The 16,202-nt window shown below is 61.8% G+C and carries 14 protein-coding genes; 9 read left to right on the top strand and 5 right to left on the bottom strand.

The window, feature by feature from the left end; genetic code table 11:
• The first annotated feature begins 24 nt into the window (after positions 1 to 24).
• The 9 genes from hypB (at position 25) to AKL27_RS13885 (ending at position 10,156) form a co-directional block, all read left to right on the top strand.
• Positions 25 to 1,053: a hydrogenase nickel incorporation protein HypB gene (hypB, locus tag AKL27_RS13845; protein WP_083439042.1), complete on the top strand. Its 1,029-nt coding sequence runs from the start codon at positions 25 to 27 to the stop codon at positions 1,051 to 1,053.
• A complete protein-coding gene (locus tag AKL27_RS13850; protein ID WP_050463425.1) occupies positions 1,050 to 2,255 on the top strand; it encodes a Kae1-like domain-containing protein in 1,206 nt (401 codons plus the stop codon). Before hypB ends, AKL27_RS13850 begins: the two co-directional genes overlap by 4 nt.
• Positions 2,246 to 2,521 (top strand): HypC/HybG/HupF family hydrogenase formation chaperone, encoded by a 276-nt coding sequence (locus tag AKL27_RS13855; RefSeq protein WP_050463426.1) that lies wholly within the window; start codon positions 2,246 to 2,248, stop codon positions 2,519 to 2,521. The genes AKL27_RS13850 and AKL27_RS13855 overlap by 10 nt, the downstream gene beginning before the upstream one ends.
• Entirely contained in the window at positions 2,518 to 3,657 is a 1,140-nt protein-coding gene (gene hypD, locus AKL27_RS13860) for a hydrogenase formation protein HypD (RefSeq protein WP_050463427.1), read from the top strand. Before AKL27_RS13855 ends, hypD begins: the two co-directional genes overlap by 4 nt.
• Positions 3,654 to 4,706: a hydrogenase expression/formation protein HypE gene (hypE, locus tag AKL27_RS13865; protein ID WP_050463428.1), complete on the top strand. Its 1,053-nt coding sequence runs from the start codon at positions 3,654 to 3,656 to the stop codon at positions 4,704 to 4,706. Before hypD ends, hypE begins: the two co-directional genes overlap by 4 nt.
• Positions 4,707 to 4,814: 108 nt before the next feature.
• Positions 4,815 to 6,287, top strand: a complete 1,473-nt coding sequence (locus AKL27_RS13870; protein ID WP_050463429.1) for a sigma-54-dependent transcriptional regulator — start codon at positions 4,815 to 4,817, stop codon at positions 6,285 to 6,287.
• A complete protein-coding gene (locus tag AKL27_RS13875; protein WP_050463430.1) occupies positions 6,287 to 7,306 on the top strand; it encodes an NADH-quinone oxidoreductase subunit B family protein in 1,020 nt (339 codons plus the stop codon). The genes AKL27_RS13870 and AKL27_RS13875 overlap by 1 nt, the downstream gene beginning before the upstream one ends.
• A 22-nt stretch (positions 7,307 to 7,328) precedes the next feature.
• Positions 7,329 to 8,801 carry a nickel-dependent hydrogenase large subunit gene (locus AKL27_RS13880; RefSeq protein ID WP_050463431.1) on the top strand — a complete coding sequence of 491 codons (1,473 nt, stop codon included), beginning with the start codon at positions 7,329 to 7,331 and terminating at the stop codon, positions 8,799 to 8,801.
• A complete protein-coding gene (locus AKL27_RS13885; protein WP_083439049.1) occupies positions 8,801 to 10,156 on the top strand; it encodes a sensor histidine kinase in 1,356 nt (451 codons plus the stop codon). Before AKL27_RS13880 ends, AKL27_RS13885 begins: the two co-directional genes overlap by 1 nt.
• A 16-nt stretch (positions 10,157 to 10,172) precedes the next feature.
• Here the strand turns inward: AKL27_RS13885 and fba are convergent, their stop codons facing one another.
• Genes fba through tkt form a run of 5 tightly spaced genes read right to left on the bottom strand, consistent with a single transcriptional unit; the run spans position 10,173 to position 16,201 of the window.
• Entirely contained in the window at positions 10,173 to 11,237 is a 1,065-nt protein-coding gene (gene fba / locus AKL27_RS13890; protein ID WP_050463432.1) for a class II fructose-bisphosphate aldolase, read from the bottom strand.
• A gap of 32 nt (positions 11,238 to 11,269) precedes the next feature.
• On the bottom strand, positions 11,270 to 12,475 hold the full coding sequence (locus tag AKL27_RS13895; protein WP_050463433.1) for a phosphoglycerate kinase: 1,206 nt from the start codon (positions 12,473 to 12,475) through the stop codon (positions 11,270 to 11,272).
• Entirely contained in the window at positions 12,472 to 13,482 is a 1,011-nt protein-coding gene (gene gap / locus AKL27_RS13900; RefSeq protein ID WP_050463434.1) for a type I glyceraldehyde-3-phosphate dehydrogenase, read from the bottom strand. Before gap ends, AKL27_RS13895 begins: the two co-directional genes overlap by 4 nt.
• Positions 13,479 to 14,177 (bottom strand): phosphoglycolate phosphatase, encoded by a 699-nt coding sequence (gene gph / locus AKL27_RS13905; protein WP_050463435.1) that lies wholly within the window; start codon positions 14,175 to 14,177, stop codon positions 13,479 to 13,481. Before gph ends, gap begins: the two co-directional genes overlap by 4 nt.
• On the bottom strand, positions 14,174 to 16,201 hold the full coding sequence (gene tkt / locus AKL27_RS13910; protein WP_050463436.1) for a transketolase: 2,028 nt from the start codon (positions 16,199 to 16,201) through the stop codon (positions 14,174 to 14,176). The genes gph and tkt overlap by 4 nt, the downstream gene beginning before the upstream one ends.
• Between the last annotated feature and the right edge of the window lies 1 nt (position 16,202).

A 16,202-nucleotide genomic window follows, 5' to 3' on the forward strand; every position in this document is an offset into this window, starting at 1 on the left:
CAACAGTAATTTCAGGAGAACAACATGTGTGTAGTCTGCGGCTGTGCCGATACCAAGCAAGCGGCCCCGAACGACAGCGGTTTCGCCTATACCCGCGTGCATCCGCATTCTCATCTGCAAGGGCACGCGCATCCGCATGCTCACGAACATGCTCATCCCCACGGCCATGAACACACCCATGTCACCGTTGATCCGGCCACCGGCGATCTGCACTACGGTGCCGGTCAGGCCAAGGTGTCGGTACCCGGCATGACTCAGGCCCGCGCGATCCGTCTCGAACAGGATGTCCTCGGCGAAAACAAACGGCTGGCTGCGCATAACCGGGGGCACTTTTCAGGTCACGGCATTCTCGCGCTCAATCTGGTATCGAGTCCCGGCTCCGGCAAGACCACCTTGTTATGCGCCACCATCGCCGCCTTGCGCGCGCGCGCCGATGGCATGCCGGTGGCGGTGATCGAAGGCGATCAGCAAACCAGCAATGATGCCGACCGCATTCGCGCCAGCGGCGCACCGGCAATTCAGGTCAATACCGGCAAGGGTTGCCATCTGGACGCGCAAATGGTGGGCGATGCCTTCTCGCGCCTGCCGTTGCACAGTCATGCCGATGCCCACGGCGAAAACGACGGCGGCGTACTGTTCATCGAAAACGTCGGCAACCTGGTGTGTCCGGCCATGTGGGATCTGGGCGAAGCGGCCAAGGTGGCGATCCTGTCGGTGACGGAAGGCGAAGACAAGCCACTCAAATATCCGGACATGTTTGCCGCCGCCGACCTGATGATTCTCAACAAGACCGACTTGCTGCCGTATCTGCAATTCGATGTCGAACGCTGTATCGCCTTTGCGCGTCGCGTCAACCCGCGCATTGAAGTGCTGCAACTGTCCGCCACCAGCGGGGCCGGCATGGAAGCCTGGCTGGACTGGATCGCCAGCGCCCGGCGCCGCTTCCGGGTCGCTCCGGTGGCCCCGCAACCGAAACCGCTGGACGCCCGCATTGCAGCGCTGGAAGCGGAATTGCAGGCGCTCAAGACGCAAGCCGGAGCGGGGCCGGCATGACCTCGCAACAACTGCCGGCGGCGGCTGGCGATGCGCCGGCGACATCGTTGGTGCGACCGACGGTACTGGCTTGCGGCGCCTGGCTCAAGAACCGCGCCTGCCTGTTGCGCGGCGATCAGGTCATCTGGAGTCAGGTACATGGCGACCTCGGCGAGGCCGATAACTGCCTGGCGCTGGAAGCCTCAGTCAATCAGTTGATCACACGATATGGACCCGAGATCAGCGCCATCGCGCATGACTTGCATCCGGATTTTTTCAGTACCCGGCTGGCGCAGACGGTGGCCGCGCAACTGGATGTTCCCGCCATCGCCGTACAGCATCACCATGCGCATATCGGTGCGGTCATGGCCGAATTCGGCGTGGCCGGACCGGTAGTGGGGCTGGCGCTCGACGGCGTCGGTCTGGGTCTGGATGGCGCGGCCTGGGGCGGCGAACTGTTGTGGCTGGACGGTGCCGACTGGCAGCGTCTCGGTCATCTGCAACCCTTGGCCCTGGCCGGCGGCGACACCGCAGCGCGCGAGCCATGGCGCATGGCCGCAGCGGTCTTGCATGCGCTTGGACGTCAGGCTGAAATTGCGCCACGCTTTGCCGCCAGTGCCGGCGCGGCGGCAGCCCAAACCGTACAAGTCATGCTGGAACGCAATCTCAATTGCCCGTCCACCACTGGCGCTGGCCGCTGGTTCGATGCCGCCGCCGGCGTACTCGGCATCAGCGTGCGGCAAAGTGTCGAAGCGGAAGCGGCAATTGCCCTTGAGCGACTGGCGCAAACCTGGCTGCATCAGCATGCGGCACCGCCGGCACGCAATGCATTTGACATCGGTGCCGACGGTACGCTCGATTTGCGCCCCTTGCTGACACTGTTGCTGGCACTGGCTGATCGTAGCCGCGACGGCGATCCGCATGCCGTGGCGCAAGGCGCCGCACTGTTTCATCTGGAACTGGTCGACGCCCTGACGCAATGGACTGCGGCGGCAGCGATTCGCAACGATACCCGCACCGTCGCCCTCGGCGGCGGCTGCTTTTTCAATCAGATTGTCAGCAGCCGCTTGATTGCACAACTGCAACAACGCGGCTTGCGCGTGCTGCTGCCGCGCAGCGTTTCTTGCGGCGATGCCGGTCTGGCACTCGGTCAGGCCTGGGTCGCACGCGAACAACTGATGGCGCTCCATTACAACGAAAGCGAGGTCACATCATGTGTCTAGCCATCCCGGTAGAGATAGTGGAAATACTGCCAGAACAACAAGCCATCATCGATCTTGGCGGCGTCCGCAAACAGATCTCGACTGCCTTGCTCGATGCGGTGGCGGTCGGTGATTACGTCATCCTGCACGTCGGTTACGCGATTGGCAAACTGGATCCGGAAGAAGCCCGGCGCACGCTGGCCATGTTCGGCGAGCTGGCAGTAACCGAAAACCTGGCCTTGCTCGCCGCCGGCAATCTGCCCAACGCCGGAGGGCTGGCATCATGAAATACATCGACGAATTCCGCGATGGCGATATCGCCCGCAAAATCGCCGACCGCATTGCCGCCGAAGTATTGCCGGCGCAGCGCTACAGTTTCATGGAATTTTGCGGCGGCCACACCCATGCAATTTCGCGCTACGGCGTCAGTGAATTGTTACCGGCCAACGTGCGCATGATTCACGGTCCCGGCTGTCCGGTCTGCGTGCTGCCCATCGGCCGTATCGATCTGGCGCTGCATCTGGCGCTGGAACGCAATGTCATCATTTGCACCTACGGCGACACCATGCGGGTACCGGCCTCGGGCGGCATGTCGATGATCAGGGCCAAGGCGCGCGGCGCCGATATCCGCATGGTGTATTCGGCCAGCGACGCCTTGCGCATCGCGCATGACAATCCGGAACGGGAAGTGGTGTTCTTCGCCATCGGCTTTGAAACCACCACGCCGCCGACGGCGCTGGCGATCCGCGAAGCAGCGGCGCGTCAGTTGAGCAACTTCAGCGTGTTGTGCTGTCACGTCCTGACGCCGTCCGCCATCACCCATATTCTGGAATCACCCGAAGTGCGTCAGTACGGCACGGTGCCGATTGACGGCTTCATCGGTCCGGCCCACGTCAGCATCGTGATCGGCTCCGATCCGTATGTGCAGTTTGCCGAGCAATACCGCAAACCGGTGGTGATCGCCGGCTTCGAACCGCTTGACGTGATGCAGGCGATCCTGATGCTGGTGCGTCAGGTCAATGAAGGCCGTACCGAAGTCGAAAATGAATTCACGCGCGCCGTCAGTGCGCATGGCAATCTGACCGCACAGGCGATGATGGATGAAGTACTGGAAGTGCGTGACAGCTTTGAATGGCGCGGTCTCGGTGAAGTGCCGTTGAGCGCGCTGAAAATCCGGCCGGCATTTGCCGCGTTCGATGCCGAACGCCGTTATGACCTGGCCTATCGCGCGGTAGCGGATAACAAGGCCTGCGACTGCGGCGCCATTCTGCGTGGCGTCAAGACGCCGAGCGACTGCAAGATTTTCGGCACCGTCTGCACTCCGGAGAATCCGATGGGTTCTTGCATGGTGTCGAGCGAAGGCGCCTGTGCTGCGCATTATTCCTATGGCCGCTTCAAAGATGTACCGGTGGTGGCAGCATGAGCGGCGTCGTCAAAAAGAATTACATCCGCGCACTGGATTTCAAGAACGGTCGCATCGATATGGGCCACGGTGCCGGCGGTCGTGCTTCGGCGCAATTGATTGAAGAACTGTTCGTCACCGCTTTCGATAACGAATGGCTGCGTCAGGGCAATGATCAGGCCGGCTTTGCCGCGCCGGCCGGGCGCATGGTAATGGCGACCGATGCCCACGTGGTGTCGCCGCTGTTTTTCCCCGGCGGCAATATCGGCTGCCTGTCGGTGCACGGCACCGTCAACGATATTGCCATGTCCGGCGCCAAACCCTTGTATCTTGCGGCCAGTTTCATTCTGGAAGAAGGTTTCCCGCTGGCTGACCTGAAACGCATCGTTGATTCCATGGCCGCAGCAGCACGGGAAGCAGGGGTGGCGATTGTCACCGGCGATACCAAGGTAGTGGAACGCGGCAAAGGCGATGGTGTATTCATCACCACCACCGGCGTCGGCGTGGTGCCGCCCGGCATCACGATCGATGGTGCCGCAGCCCGTCCCGGCGATGCGATTCTGGTGTCCGGCACCATCGGCGATCACGGTGTGGCGATCATGTCGAAACGCGAATCGCTGTCGTTCGATACCGAAATCCGTTCCGACACTGCCGCCCTCAACGGTCTGGTAGATCACATGCTGGCCGCCATGCCGCGCGTGCGCGTGCTGCGTGATCCGACCCGCGGCGGCCTGGCCACCACGCTCAATGAAATCGCCCGCCAATCGGGCGTCGGCATGATGCTGGACGAAGCTGCGATTCCGGTAGCGCCGCAAGTGGATGCGGCCTGCGAATTTCTCGGACTGGACCCGCTGTATGTCGCCAACGAAGGCAAGCTGGTGGCGATTTGCCCGCCAGCCGATGCCGCCGCCTTGCTGGCGGCGATGCGCGCTCATCCGCTCGGCGCCAGGACCGCGCTGATCGGCAACGTCACCGAAGATCCGCATGGCTTTGTGCAAATGCGCACCCGCTTCGGCGGCCGGCGCATCGTGGACTGGTTGTCGGGCGAACAATTGCCGCGCATCTGTTGATGGCGGCGAGACGGCAGCAGGTGCTCCGCGTTATCATGACGCACCGATTCGCCCGCACCCGTTGGGTAACGATGTTTTCAGAAAAATCAGGAACAGCCGACCTTCTTCATGGACACTTTTGACAGCAGCGATTTGCCGGCAGTGCTGGTGGTGGACGACGAGACCGGTTCACAGGATGCGATTCGCCGCACGCTGGAAGAAGACTTCCAGATCCTGACCGCCGGTTCCGCCGATGAGGCGCGCCTGCTGATGGAGCGCCACGAACCGGCCGTGATCCTGTGCGACCAGCGCATGCCCGGCACCACCGGCGTCGAATTCCTGAAAGAAGTGCGCGAGCGCTGGCCGGATGTGGTGCGCATCATCATCTCCGGCTATACCGATTCGGAAGACATCATCGCCGGCATCAACAACGCCGGCATCTATCAATACCTGCTCAAACCGTGGATGCCTGATCATCTGCTGGCATGCGTGCGCGGCGCGGTCGAGGCGCGTCGTCTGCAACAAGACATGCACCGGCTGGATGTCGAGTTGCGCACCAGCACTTCGGTGTTGCGGGTGCGCAAGGCTGACAAGCAGCAACGCGTCAAAGCCACCTTCGATTTCGACCGCATCATTCGCGCCGCCGACAGCCCGATGGACGGCATTTGCGAACTGGCGGCACGCGCCGCACGCTACGATTTGTCGGTGCTGGTGCTGGGTGAATCCGGCAGCGGCAAGGAATTGCTGGCGCGCGCCATGCACTATGCCAGCGGCCGCGCCGAACGCGTATTCGTGATGGAAAACTGCGGCGCCATTTCCGACAGTCTGCTGGAATCGGAATTGTTCGGCCACAAGCGCGGCTCGTTTACCGGCGCCTATGAAGACCACGTCGGGATTTTCCAGCGCGCCGACGGCGGCACCGTATTTCTGGATGAAATCGGCGATACCTCGCCGGCATTCCAGGTCAAATTGTTGCGTGTCTTGCAAGAAGGCGAAGTGCGACCGGTCGGCGCTACGCGGCCGATCCCGATCAATGTGCGGGTGATCGCCGCTACCCATCGCGACCTCGAACAGGAAGTGCGCGAAGGCCGCTTCCGCAAGGACTTGTATTACCGGCTGGCCGGAATTACCCTGACCATGCCGCCGTTGCGCGAACGTCCCGGTGACATCGTGCCGATTGCCGAGGCGATTCTGGAGCATGCCACCCGCGAACTCGGAGTACCGGCCAAAGGCTTCGCCGCCGATGCCATGGCCAGCCTGATCACCTACCCGTGGCCCGGCAATATCCGTGAACTGCGCAATGAAATCTACCGCGCATTGGCGCTCGGCCCAGGCGACCAACGGCCGCTCGACGCCCAGGCATTTTCGAGCCGGGTCCTGCAAGGGCAATCCGGCAGCACTGCACATATGCAAGACAGTAGTGGCCTGCGTCTGCCGCAAAGTGGTACCTTGCAGGAACGGCTGGAAGCAATTGAAACCGCAATCCTGAAAGAGACGCTGTTGCGACTGCGCTGGAACAAGACGCACGTGGCGCGCGAGCTCGGTTTGTCGCGGGTCGGTTTGCGCAGCAAAATGCAACGTCTGGGACTGGAGAAGAAATAATGGCCATCGATGCCGCTAAAGGCTTCAACGTATTGTGGCTGCAATCGGGCGGCTGCGGCGGCTGCACCATGTCGCTGCTGTGCGCCGATACGCCCGATTTCTTCGGCACCCTCAACGATGCCGGCATCAATCTCCTGTGGCACCCGTCACTCTCCCTGGAAACCGGCAGCGAAGCCTTGCGCATCCTGCAAGCCTGCGCCGCCGGCGAGATCCCCTTGCATGCCTTGTGCGTCGAAGGTTCGATGCTGCGCGGCCCGCACGGGAGCGGCCGTTTCCACATGCTGGCCGGCAGCGGCAAGCCGATGACACACTGGGTACAGGAACTGGCGGCAGTGGCTGAATACACCGTGGCAATCGGCACCTGCGCCGCGTTTGGCGGCATCACCGCCGCCGGCAGCAATCCCACCGATGCCTGCGGTTTGCAATATGAAGGCGAACGCATTGGCGGTTTGCTCGGCGCCGCGTATCGCGCCCGCAGCGGCTTGCCGGTGATCAACGTCGCCGGTTGCCCGACCCATCCCAATTGGGTCATGGAAACCCTGATGGCGCTGGCCGCCGGCCTGTTTGACGCCGGCCAGATGGATGCCCTCGGCCGCCCGCGTTCCTATGCCGATCATCTGGTGCATCACGGCTGCACCCGCAATGAGTTCTATGAATTCAAGGCCAGCGCGGAAAAGCCTTCCGACCTTGGCTGCATGATGGAGCACATGGGCTGCAAAGGTACGCAAGTGCATGCCGATTGCAATACCCGGCTATGGAATGGCGACGGCTCCTGCACCCGTGGCGGCTATGCCTGCATCAGTTGCACCGAGCCCGGTTTTGAAGAGCCGGGACATTCCTTCCATCAAACCCCCAAGATTGCCGGCATTCCGATCGGCTTGCCGACCGATATGCCGAAAGCCTGGTTCGTGGCGCTGGCATCCTTATCCAAATCGGCAACCCCGAAACGGGTGCGCGACAACGCCACCGCCGATCATCTGGTGCAGGTACCGATGATCCGCAAGCGGCGCGGCAAATGAATATCCCCGGAGCAACACTGCCATGTCCCGTCTGATCGTCGGTCCCTTCAATCGCGTCGAAGGCGATCTGGAAGTCCATCTCGATATCGCCGATGGCGTGGTCAAGAGCGCCCAGGTCAACTCGACCATGTATCGCGGTTTCGAACAGATTCTGCTGAACAAGCCGGCCCTTGACGCCCTGATCTATGTACCACGCATTTGCGGCATTTGTTCGGTATCGCAGTCGGTGGCGGCGTCGCGCGCGCTGGCCGATGCCATGGGCGTGATACCGCCGCACAATGGCTTGCTGGTGACCAACCTGATGCTGGCGACGGAAAATCTGGCCGACCATCTGACCCATTTCTATTTGTTTTTCATGCCCGATTTTGCCCGCGATCATTACGCCGGGCATGCCTGGCATGCGGTTGTACGAGAACGCTTTGCGGCACAGCAAGGCCAGCATGCGCGACTGGCGCTGGCAGCGCGGCAACGCTGGTTTACGCTGCTCGGCACGCTGGGCGGCAAATGGCCGCATACGCAATCGGTGTTGCCGGGCGGCTCATCGCGCGCGATTGAAGCCGCCGAACGCATTCGCCTGCTGGGACGCATTCGTGAATTCCGCGCCTTTCTCGAACAAACCCTGTTCGCGGCGCCGCTCGAAGCGATTGCCGCCATCGACAGCGAGGCCGAACTGCAGGCATGGCACGCCGCGGCAGCCAGCGATGACGGTGACTTGCGCTTGTTCCTGACACTGGCGTGGCAAACCGGACTGGACGCCATGGGACCCGGGCCCGGCTTGTACATGGCCAACGGTTCTTATCCCGGCGCCAACGGCGATACCTTGTTTGCACGCGGCCTGTGGGATGCCACCGGCGCTGCCGGCAGCGCCGCACTTCACACGCTCGATCCGGCCACGATTACCGAAGACGCCACCCACACCTGGCTGTCGGACGCCGGCGGTGCACGCCATCCGGCGGTCGGCATGACGCTGCCGGATATCGACAAACCGGCCGCCTATACCTGGAACAAGGCACCGCGACTGGCTGGCCGGGTGCTCGAAACCGGAGCCCTGGCACGGCAAGTGGTCGATGGTCATCCGCTGATCCGCGATGCCGTGCAACGTTGCGGCGGCACGGTCTATACGCGGGTGCTGGCACGTTTGCTGGAATTGGCGCTGGTAGTGCCGGCCATGGAAAACTGGCTCAAGGCATTGCGCCCGGACGAACCCTGTTTCGTTCCGGCCACGCTGCCCGATGATGCGGTCGGCGTCGGCCTGACGGAAGCCGCTCGCGGCAGCCTCGGCCACTGGGTTACGATCCGCAATGGCAAGCTGGCCAATTATCAGATCGTGGCGCCGACCTCATGGAATTTCTCGCCGCGCGATGCCGGCGGCGTGCCGGGCGCACTGGAAAGTGCCTTGGTCGGCGCTGCCGCCCCGGCCGGTGAAGACACGCCGGTGGCAGTCCAGCATATCGTGCGCTCGTTCGATCCTTGCATGGTTTGCACGGTGCACTGATGCCGCGCCATTCGACACCCGCCACGGGCCGTCCGAGCCTGCCCGAAACACCGCCGATGGGCGGCGTCGATGAGGCCGTGTGGCTGGACGTGATCCAGAAAATGGATGAGGTGTATTCACAGTTGGTCAACGATGAAATCGCGCTGGAAGAAAAGAATCGCGAACTGGAAAATTCGCAGCAATTCATTTTCAGCGTATTGTCGGCCATGTCGGATGTGCTGGTAGCCTGCGACCGCGCCGGCATCATCGAAGAAACCAATACTGCCTTGCGCAAACTGAGCGGCCTTGATGAAGATGCCTTGCGCGGCATGTCGATTTTCGATTTGCTGGCCGACGACGCCAGCATCGGGCTGTTGCGCCAAGTGTTCGAACAAGCGGCGGCACACAGCGCCAGCACCGTGCTGGAATTGAATCTGCGTCATCCGCAACACGGCGTGGTGCCGGTCGATGTCAACTGCACCCAACGCAGCGACGGCGATGGCCGCGCCGCCGGTTATGTCTTCGTCGGTCGTCCGCTCGGCGAATTGCGACGCGCCTATCGCGAACTCAGCGACACCCACGAAACCCTGAAACGCACCCAGCAGCAATTGTTGCATTCGGAAAAACTGGCCTCGCTCGGTCGTCTGGTAGCCGGGGTCGCGCATGAATTGAACAATCCGATCAGCTTCGTGCTCGGCAACGTGCATGCGCTCAAGCGCTACAGCGAACGCATGGCGCAGTATCTCAATGCTTTGCACAGCGGTGAGTCGCAAGATCTGGCGGCGCTGCGCAAGGAATTGCGCATCGATCACATTCTCAAGGATTTGCCGTCGCTGATCGACGGCACGCTCGAAGGCGCGCACCGGACCACCGGCATTGTCGATGGCCTCAAGCGCTTTTCGGCAGTTGATCGCGACGAAAGCATTGCACTCGATCTGAATGGCGTCATCGAGCGCGCCATCCACTGGGTTGGCAAAGGCGCGACGCCGAACTTCAGCGTGCACTGGAAAGCGGGGGCGCCGCTGACGGTCATGGGCAATGCCGGCAAACTGCTGCAAGTGATCATGAACCTGATTCAGAACGCCTGCGACGCCGCTGCCGCCGGCAATCCCGCGCCGACCTTACGGATCGCCAGCGAGATGCGCAGCGACACGATAGTGCTGACGCTGCATGACAATGGCCCCGGCATCGCACCGGGCCATCTGTCGCACGTGTTCGATCCGTTCTTCACCACCAAGCCGGTCGGCAAAGGCACCGGACTTGGTTTGTCGATCAGCTACGGCATCATCGAACAACATGGCGGCAAGCTGTATGCCCGCAACCATCCTGACGGCGGCGCCGAATTCGTGATCGAACTACCGCTCGCCGCACCTTAGTCCGCTACCACGCTGCTTACTGGATGGTGGCCGCCAGTTCGCCTGTTGCATACCGCTGCGCCATTTTTTCGAGCGGCATGACCTTGATGGCGCTGGCCTGGCCGGCGGCACCGAAGGCCTGAAAACGTGCTTCGCAAATTTCCCGGGCGGCGGCCGTAGCATCCTTGAAGAACCGGCGCGGATCGAATTCCGAACGGTGCTGTGCCATGCCGCGTCGCATCGCGCCGGTCATTGCCAGCCGGATATCGGTGTCGATATTGACCTTGCGCACGCCATGCTTGATGCCTTCCAGGATTTCCTCCACCGGCACGCCATAGGTTTCCTTGATGTCACCACCATGTTCGCGGATGATCTCCAGCCACTCCTGCGGCACCGATGAAGAACCATGCATCACCAGATGGGTATTTGGAATCCTGGCATGAATCGCTTTGATGCGATCAATCGCCAGAATGTCGCCGGTCGGTTTGCGGCTGAACTTGTAGGCGCCGTGGCTGGTGCCAATCGCAATCGCCAGTGCATCGACGCCGGTGCGTTGCACGAAATCGGCGGCCTGATCAGGATCGGTCAGCATTTGTGCATGCGACAGCGTGCCGGCAGCGCCGGAGCCGTCTTCTTCCCCGGCCTGCCCTGATTCCAGCGAACCCAGACAGCCGAGTTCACCTTCGACCGAGACACCGATGCAATGCGCCATATCGACCACGGTGCGGGTAGTGCCGACGTTGTAATCGTAGGAAGAAGGGGTTTTCATGTCCGCCATCAGCGAGCCATCCATCATCACGCTGGAAAAACCCGAGCGTATCGATGCCTGGCATACCGCCGGACTGCCGCCATGATCCTGGTGCATGCACACCGGAATATGCGGATAGGCTTCCACTGCCGCTTCCACCATCTTGCGCAAAAATGCCTCACCGGCATATTTGCGCGCGCCGGCGGAGGCTTGCAAAATCACCGGGCTGTCGCAGGCGTCGGCGGCTTGCATGATCGCGAGGATCTGTTCCAGATTATTGATATTGAATGCCGGCAAACCGTATTGGCGGTCGGCCGCGTGATCGAGCAACTGGCGCAATGAAACGAGTGACATGAAATCTCCTTTTCGTAATTTTTGGATAAATATCAGTGGCGACGCGCGTGGGCACGCAAGGCTTCTACCGCCGGCAATGGCTTGCCTTCGAGGAATTCCAGAAACGCGCCGCCGGCGGTCGAGATGTAGTTCACCTGATCGGCAATGCCGAAGGTGTTGATGGCAGCCACCGTGTCGCCGCCACCGGCAATCGACCACGCCGGCGATTCGGCAATGGCACGCGCCAGCACCCGGGTGCCGCCGGAAAAGGCATCAAATTCAAAGACGCCGACCGGGCCGTTCCAGATGATGGTACCGGCGCTTTGCAACAGCCGTGCCAATTGCAGTGCACTGTCGGGACCGATATCGAGAATCAGGTCATCCCCGGCCACGGCCTCGCAGGATTTCACGACCGCCTCGGCATCCGCAGCAAAGCGCTTGGCGCACACCACATCGGTCGGCAACGGCACCGCTGCTCCGCGTGCCTGCATCTTGGTGATGATGCGGCTGGCTTCGTCGACCAGTCCCGGCTCAGCCAGCGACTTGCCGATGGCATGGCCTTGCGCCAGCAAAAAGGTATTGGCAATGCCGCCGCCGACAATCAGTTGATCCACCTTGTCGGCCAGCGCATTGAGAATGGTCAGTTTGGTCGATACCTTGGAACCGGCCACAATCGCTACCAGTGGCCGCCGGGCATCGGCCAGCGCCGCACCCAACGCGTCCAGCTCGGCACTCATCAGCGGTCCGGCACAGGCCAGTTTGACGTGATGCGCCATCCCTTCGGTGCTGGCTTCCGCTCTGTGCGCGGTACCGAAGGCGTCGTTGACATAAATGTCGCACAAGGCGGCCATGCGTTTGGCCAAGGCCGGATCATTGACTTTTTCGCCGCGATTGGCGCGGCAGTTTTCCAGCAACACCAGCTCGCCGGCCTCAACCGCGATATCGGTAGCCAGCCAGTTGTCGATCAGGCGCACCGGTTGCCCCAGCAATTGCTGCAGACGCACTGCTACCGGCGCCAGCGAATCACGTGCGGCCGGCGCCCCTTCGGCGGGACGGCCCAGATGTGACGTCACCATCACGCGGGCGCCGGCATTCAGTGCCAGCCGCAAGCCCGGCAATGCGGCACGCAACCGGCTATCGTCGCTGATGGCGCCATCGGCGTCGAGCGGCACATTGAAGTCGGCGCGGATGAAGATACGCTTGCCGGCCAGTTGCGCCGGGTCCAGATCGCTGAACTTGCGGAACGAGGTATCGCTCATGTTGCCGCCATCAGGGCGACGGTGGTATCCAGCATGCGATTGGAAAAACCCCATTCGTTGTCGTACCAGCTGCCGACCTTGACCAGATTGCCGGACACTTTGGTGAGCGAGGCGTCGTAGCTGCCGGACGCCGGGTTATGGTTGAAATCGGCGCTGACCAAAGGTTCTTCGGTATAGCCCAGAATACCCTTGAGTGCACCGTCGGCGGCATCGCGCATGATGGCGTTGATTTCGTCAACACTGGTGGGGCGCGCCGCGATAAAACTCAGATCGACCATCGAAACATTGATCACCGGCACCCGCATGGCGTAACCATCGAGTTTGCCATCGAGTTCCGGCAAAACCAGGCCGACGGCGGCAGCAGCACCGGTTTTGGTCGGGATCATGTTCATCGTGGCGGAACGCGCGCGCCGCAGGTCTTCGTGCATGACATCGGTCAGCACCTGATCGTTGGTGTAGGCGTGAATCGTGGTCATCAAGCCGCTGACGACACCGATCTGTCGGTGCAAAGGCAAGATCAGCGGCGCCAGGCAATTGGTAGTGCACGAGGCATTCGAGATCACCGTATCGCTGGCCTTGAGCACCTTGTGATTGACGCCATAGACAATGGTGGCGTCAACATCCTTGCCGCCCGGCGCGGAAATGATCACCTTCTTGGCACCGCCGCGCAGATGGGCCGAGGCTTTTTCCTTGGTGGTAAACAGACCGGTACATTCCAGCACCACATCGATGCCGAGTTCGGCCCACGGCAACTGCGCCGGATCCCGCATCGCCAGTACCCGCACGCGATCACCGTTGATGATCATGTCGCCGCCATCGACCCGCACCTCGCCGGGGAAACGGCCATGCGCAGTGTCATAGCGGGTGAGGTGGGCATTGGTTTGCGGATCGCCGAGATCGTTGATAGCGACGATGTCGATATCGTGGCGCTTGTTGCTCTCGTAATGCGCACGCAGAATATTGCGGCCGATGCGGCCATAGCCGTTGATGGCGACTTTGATGGTCATGACTGGAGTTCTCTTTCTGGATAAACGGGGATCGCGGCCAGCAATCCCGCTAGTTGATCAAAATGCGTGAAGGTTTTAACCGCCGGTCCCCAGGCGGCAACAGGTTCAGGCGCGCCATGACGCACGATCAGCACCGGCACTTCGGCCGCTTGCGCGGCCGCCACATCGACGCCGGAATCGCCGACCATGCAGGCGTGACGCGGGGCAACATCGAGTACATGACAGGCGTGCCAGAGCGGTTCCGGCGCCGGCTTCATGCTCGCCAGCGAATCGCCGCCGACGATGATGCCGAAGTGGATATCGATGTGATGCATCTGCAGCAGCGGCAGGGCGAACGCCAGCGGCTTGTTGGTGACACAGGCCAGCCGGTAATTGGCGGCACGCAAACCCGCAAGGCAAGCTTGCACGCCCGGAAACAGGCGGCCGAAACGGCCATTGGTCTCTGCGTAATGACGATTGAACGATGCCAGCGCAACAGTGTGCAGTTCAGGTTCCAGCGCACTGGCATCGAGTATCCGTTGCACCAGCGTCGACACGCCGTTACCGATAAAACCGGCAATCTTGTCGAACGGCAGCGGTCGCGCCTGCAACTCGTCGAGCATGCGATTGGCCGCCGCCACGATGTCGGGCGCGGTATCAATCAATGTACCGTCGAGATCGAACAACACGGCATGCTGGCGGATGGCGGCGTTCATGCTGCGCCTCCGGCGGCAATCATTTCCCGCACTTGCACCTGCACCTCGTCGGCGGTCAGCTTGAAGTGGCCATACAACTGTTCTGCCGGCGCCGATTCACCAAAGCTGTCGATGCCCATTGCCACGCCGTGTTCACCGACCATGCCGCGCCACAACCAGGTGACGCCGGCTTCGATGCTGAGCCGCGATACGCCCTGCGGCAATACCTTATGACGATACGATTCGTCTTGCTTAAGAAACAGCTCGACACACGGCATCGATACCACACGCGTTGCAATGCCGGCCGCATTCAATGCTGCCGCCGCAACAGCGGCAATTTCAACTTCGGAACCAGTGGCGATCAACACTGCCTGCAATGGCCCGGCAGCATCGACCAGTACATAACCGCCGCGCGCCATGTCAGCCAGTTGCGCCGCGCTGCGGGCAAACGGCGTCAGGGCCTGGCGCGACAAAATCAGGCAGGTCGGACCATCGGCACGGGTCAGTGCCGCATGCCAGGCGGCAGCAGTTTCGACGCCATCGCATGGACGCCATAAACGGTTGTTCGGAATCAGGCGCAGGCTGGCGGCATGTTCGACCGGCTGATGAGTCGGACCATCTTCACCGAGGCCGATAGAATCGTGCGTCAAGACATGGATCACGCGTTGCTTCATCAACGCCGCCATGCGGATCGCATTGCGCGAATAGTCCGAAAACGTCATGAACGTACCGCCATAAGGCAACAGCCCGCCATGCAAGGCGATTCCGTTCATGATCGCGGCCATGCCGAATTCACGCACGCCGTAACTGAGGTAATTGCCGCTGCCATGCTGGTTGACCCAGACCGAGGCCTTGACATTGGTCAGGTTGGAACCGGACAAGTCAGCCGAACCGCCAAACAGTTCCGGCAATACCGCCGTGATCTGTTCCAGCACCAGTTGCGATGCCTTGCGGGTGGCGATTTTCTTGTGCAACTCACCGGCTTCAGTTTGCAATTGCGTCATGAGCACCGGCAATTGCGCTGGCAACACGCCCGCGATGCGGCGCTTGAACTCTGCCGCCAGTGCCGGATATTCGGCAGCATAGGCTGCAAAGCGGCTCTGCCACTGCGCCTGTTGCCGGGCACCGGCGGCGCGCGCATCCCAGGCCTCGCGCGCTGCGGCCGGCATCTCGAACGGCGCTGCATGCCATTGCTTGTTGTGGCGCATGGCGGCAATTTCCGCCGCGCCGAGCGGGGCGCCATGCACATCATGGCCGCCCGCCTTGGTCGGTGCTCCCTGGCCGATCACGGTCCGGCAGCAAATCAGGGTCGGTCGCGTTGATTGCGTCTTGGCCTGGCGGATGGCCGCATCCAGCGCGGCAACGTCGTGGCCGTCAACCTCGGCGATCACGTGCCAGCCATAGGCCGCAAAGCGGCCCGGCGTGTCGTCGCCAAACCAGCCTTTGACATCGCCATCAATCGAAATGCCGTTATCGTCATAGAGGCAAATCAACTTGCTCAGACCGAGCGTGCCCGCCAGCGAACAGACTTCATGGCTGATGCCTTCCATCAGACAACCGTCGCCCACGAAGACGTAGGTGTAATGATCGACGATCTGATGTCCGGGCCGGTTGAAACTGGCCGCCAGCATTTTTTCGGTGAGCGCCATGCCGACTGCGTTGGCCAGCCCTTGCCCCAGCGGGCCGGTAGTGGTTTCCACACCGGGCGTCAAACCGTGTTCCGGATGGCCGGGGGTGAGCGAGTGCAATTGCCGGAATTGCCGGATGTCCTCCATGCTCAGCGCATAGCCGCTCAGATGCAGCAAGGCATACAGCAACATCGAGGCATGACCGTTGGAGAGGACGAAACGGTCGCGATCCGGCCATGCCGGGTCAGCAGGATTGTGTCGCAAATGATGACGCCAGACGGCATCCGCCATTTCCGCCATGCCGAGCGGGGCGCCGGGATGACCGGAGCGGGCTTGTTCGACGGCATCGGCGCACAAAAAGCGCAGCGCATCCGCCGGGGTGGCGGCGGCCGTGATATTTTTTTCGGGTGCGTTCATG

The sequence above is a fragment of the Herbaspirillum autotrophicum genome (genome assembly GCF_001189915.1).
Taxonomy (GTDB): domain Bacteria; phylum Pseudomonadota; class Gammaproteobacteria; order Burkholderiales; family Burkholderiaceae_D; genus Herbaspirillum; species Herbaspirillum autotrophicum.

Coding starts and splice junctions, on each gene's coding strand:
- AKL27_RS13895 (WP_050463433.1), bottom strand. CDS start 12,475: ATGAGCGATACCTCGTTCCGCAAGTTCAGCGATCTGGACCCGGCGCAA.
- fba (WP_050463432.1), bottom strand. CDS start 11,237: ATGTCACTCGTTTCATTGCGCCAGTTGCTCGATCACGCGGCCGACCGC.
- AKL27_RS13850 (WP_050463425.1), top strand. CDS start 1,050: ATGACCTCGCAACAACTGCCGGCGGCGGCTGGCGATGCGCCGGCGACA.
- AKL27_RS13870 (WP_050463429.1), top strand. CDS start 4,815: ATGGACACTTTTGACAGCAGCGATTTGCCGGCAGTGCTGGTGGTGGAC.
- AKL27_RS13885 (WP_083439049.1), top strand. CDS start 8,801: ATGCCGCGCCATTCGACACCCGCCACGGGCCGTCCGAGCCTGCCCGAA.
- gph (WP_050463435.1), bottom strand. CDS start 14,177: ATGAACGCCGCCATCCGCCAGCATGCCGTGTTGTTCGATCTCGACGGT.
- AKL27_RS13880 (WP_050463431.1), top strand. CDS start 7,329: ATGTCCCGTCTGATCGTCGGTCCCTTCAATCGCGTCGAAGGCGATCTG.
- hypD (WP_050463427.1), top strand. CDS start 2,518: ATGAAATACATCGACGAATTCCGCGATGGCGATATCGCCCGCAAAATC.
- AKL27_RS13875 (WP_050463430.1), top strand. CDS start 6,287: ATGGCCATCGATGCCGCTAAAGGCTTCAACGTATTGTGGCTGCAATCG.
- hypB (WP_083439042.1), top strand. CDS start 25: ATGTGTGTAGTCTGCGGCTGTGCCGATACCAAGCAAGCGGCCCCGAAC.
- gap (WP_050463434.1), bottom strand. CDS start 13,482: ATGACCATCAAAGTCGCCATCAACGGCTATGGCCGCATCGGCCGCAAT.
- tkt (WP_050463436.1), bottom strand. CDS start 16,201: ATGAACGCACCCGAAAAAAATATCACGGCCGCCGCCACCCCGGCGGAT.
- hypE (WP_050463428.1), top strand. CDS start 3,654: ATGAGCGGCGTCGTCAAAAAGAATTACATCCGCGCACTGGATTTCAAG.
- AKL27_RS13855 (WP_050463426.1), top strand. CDS start 2,246: ATGTGTCTAGCCATCCCGGTAGAGATAGTGGAAATACTGCCAGAACAA.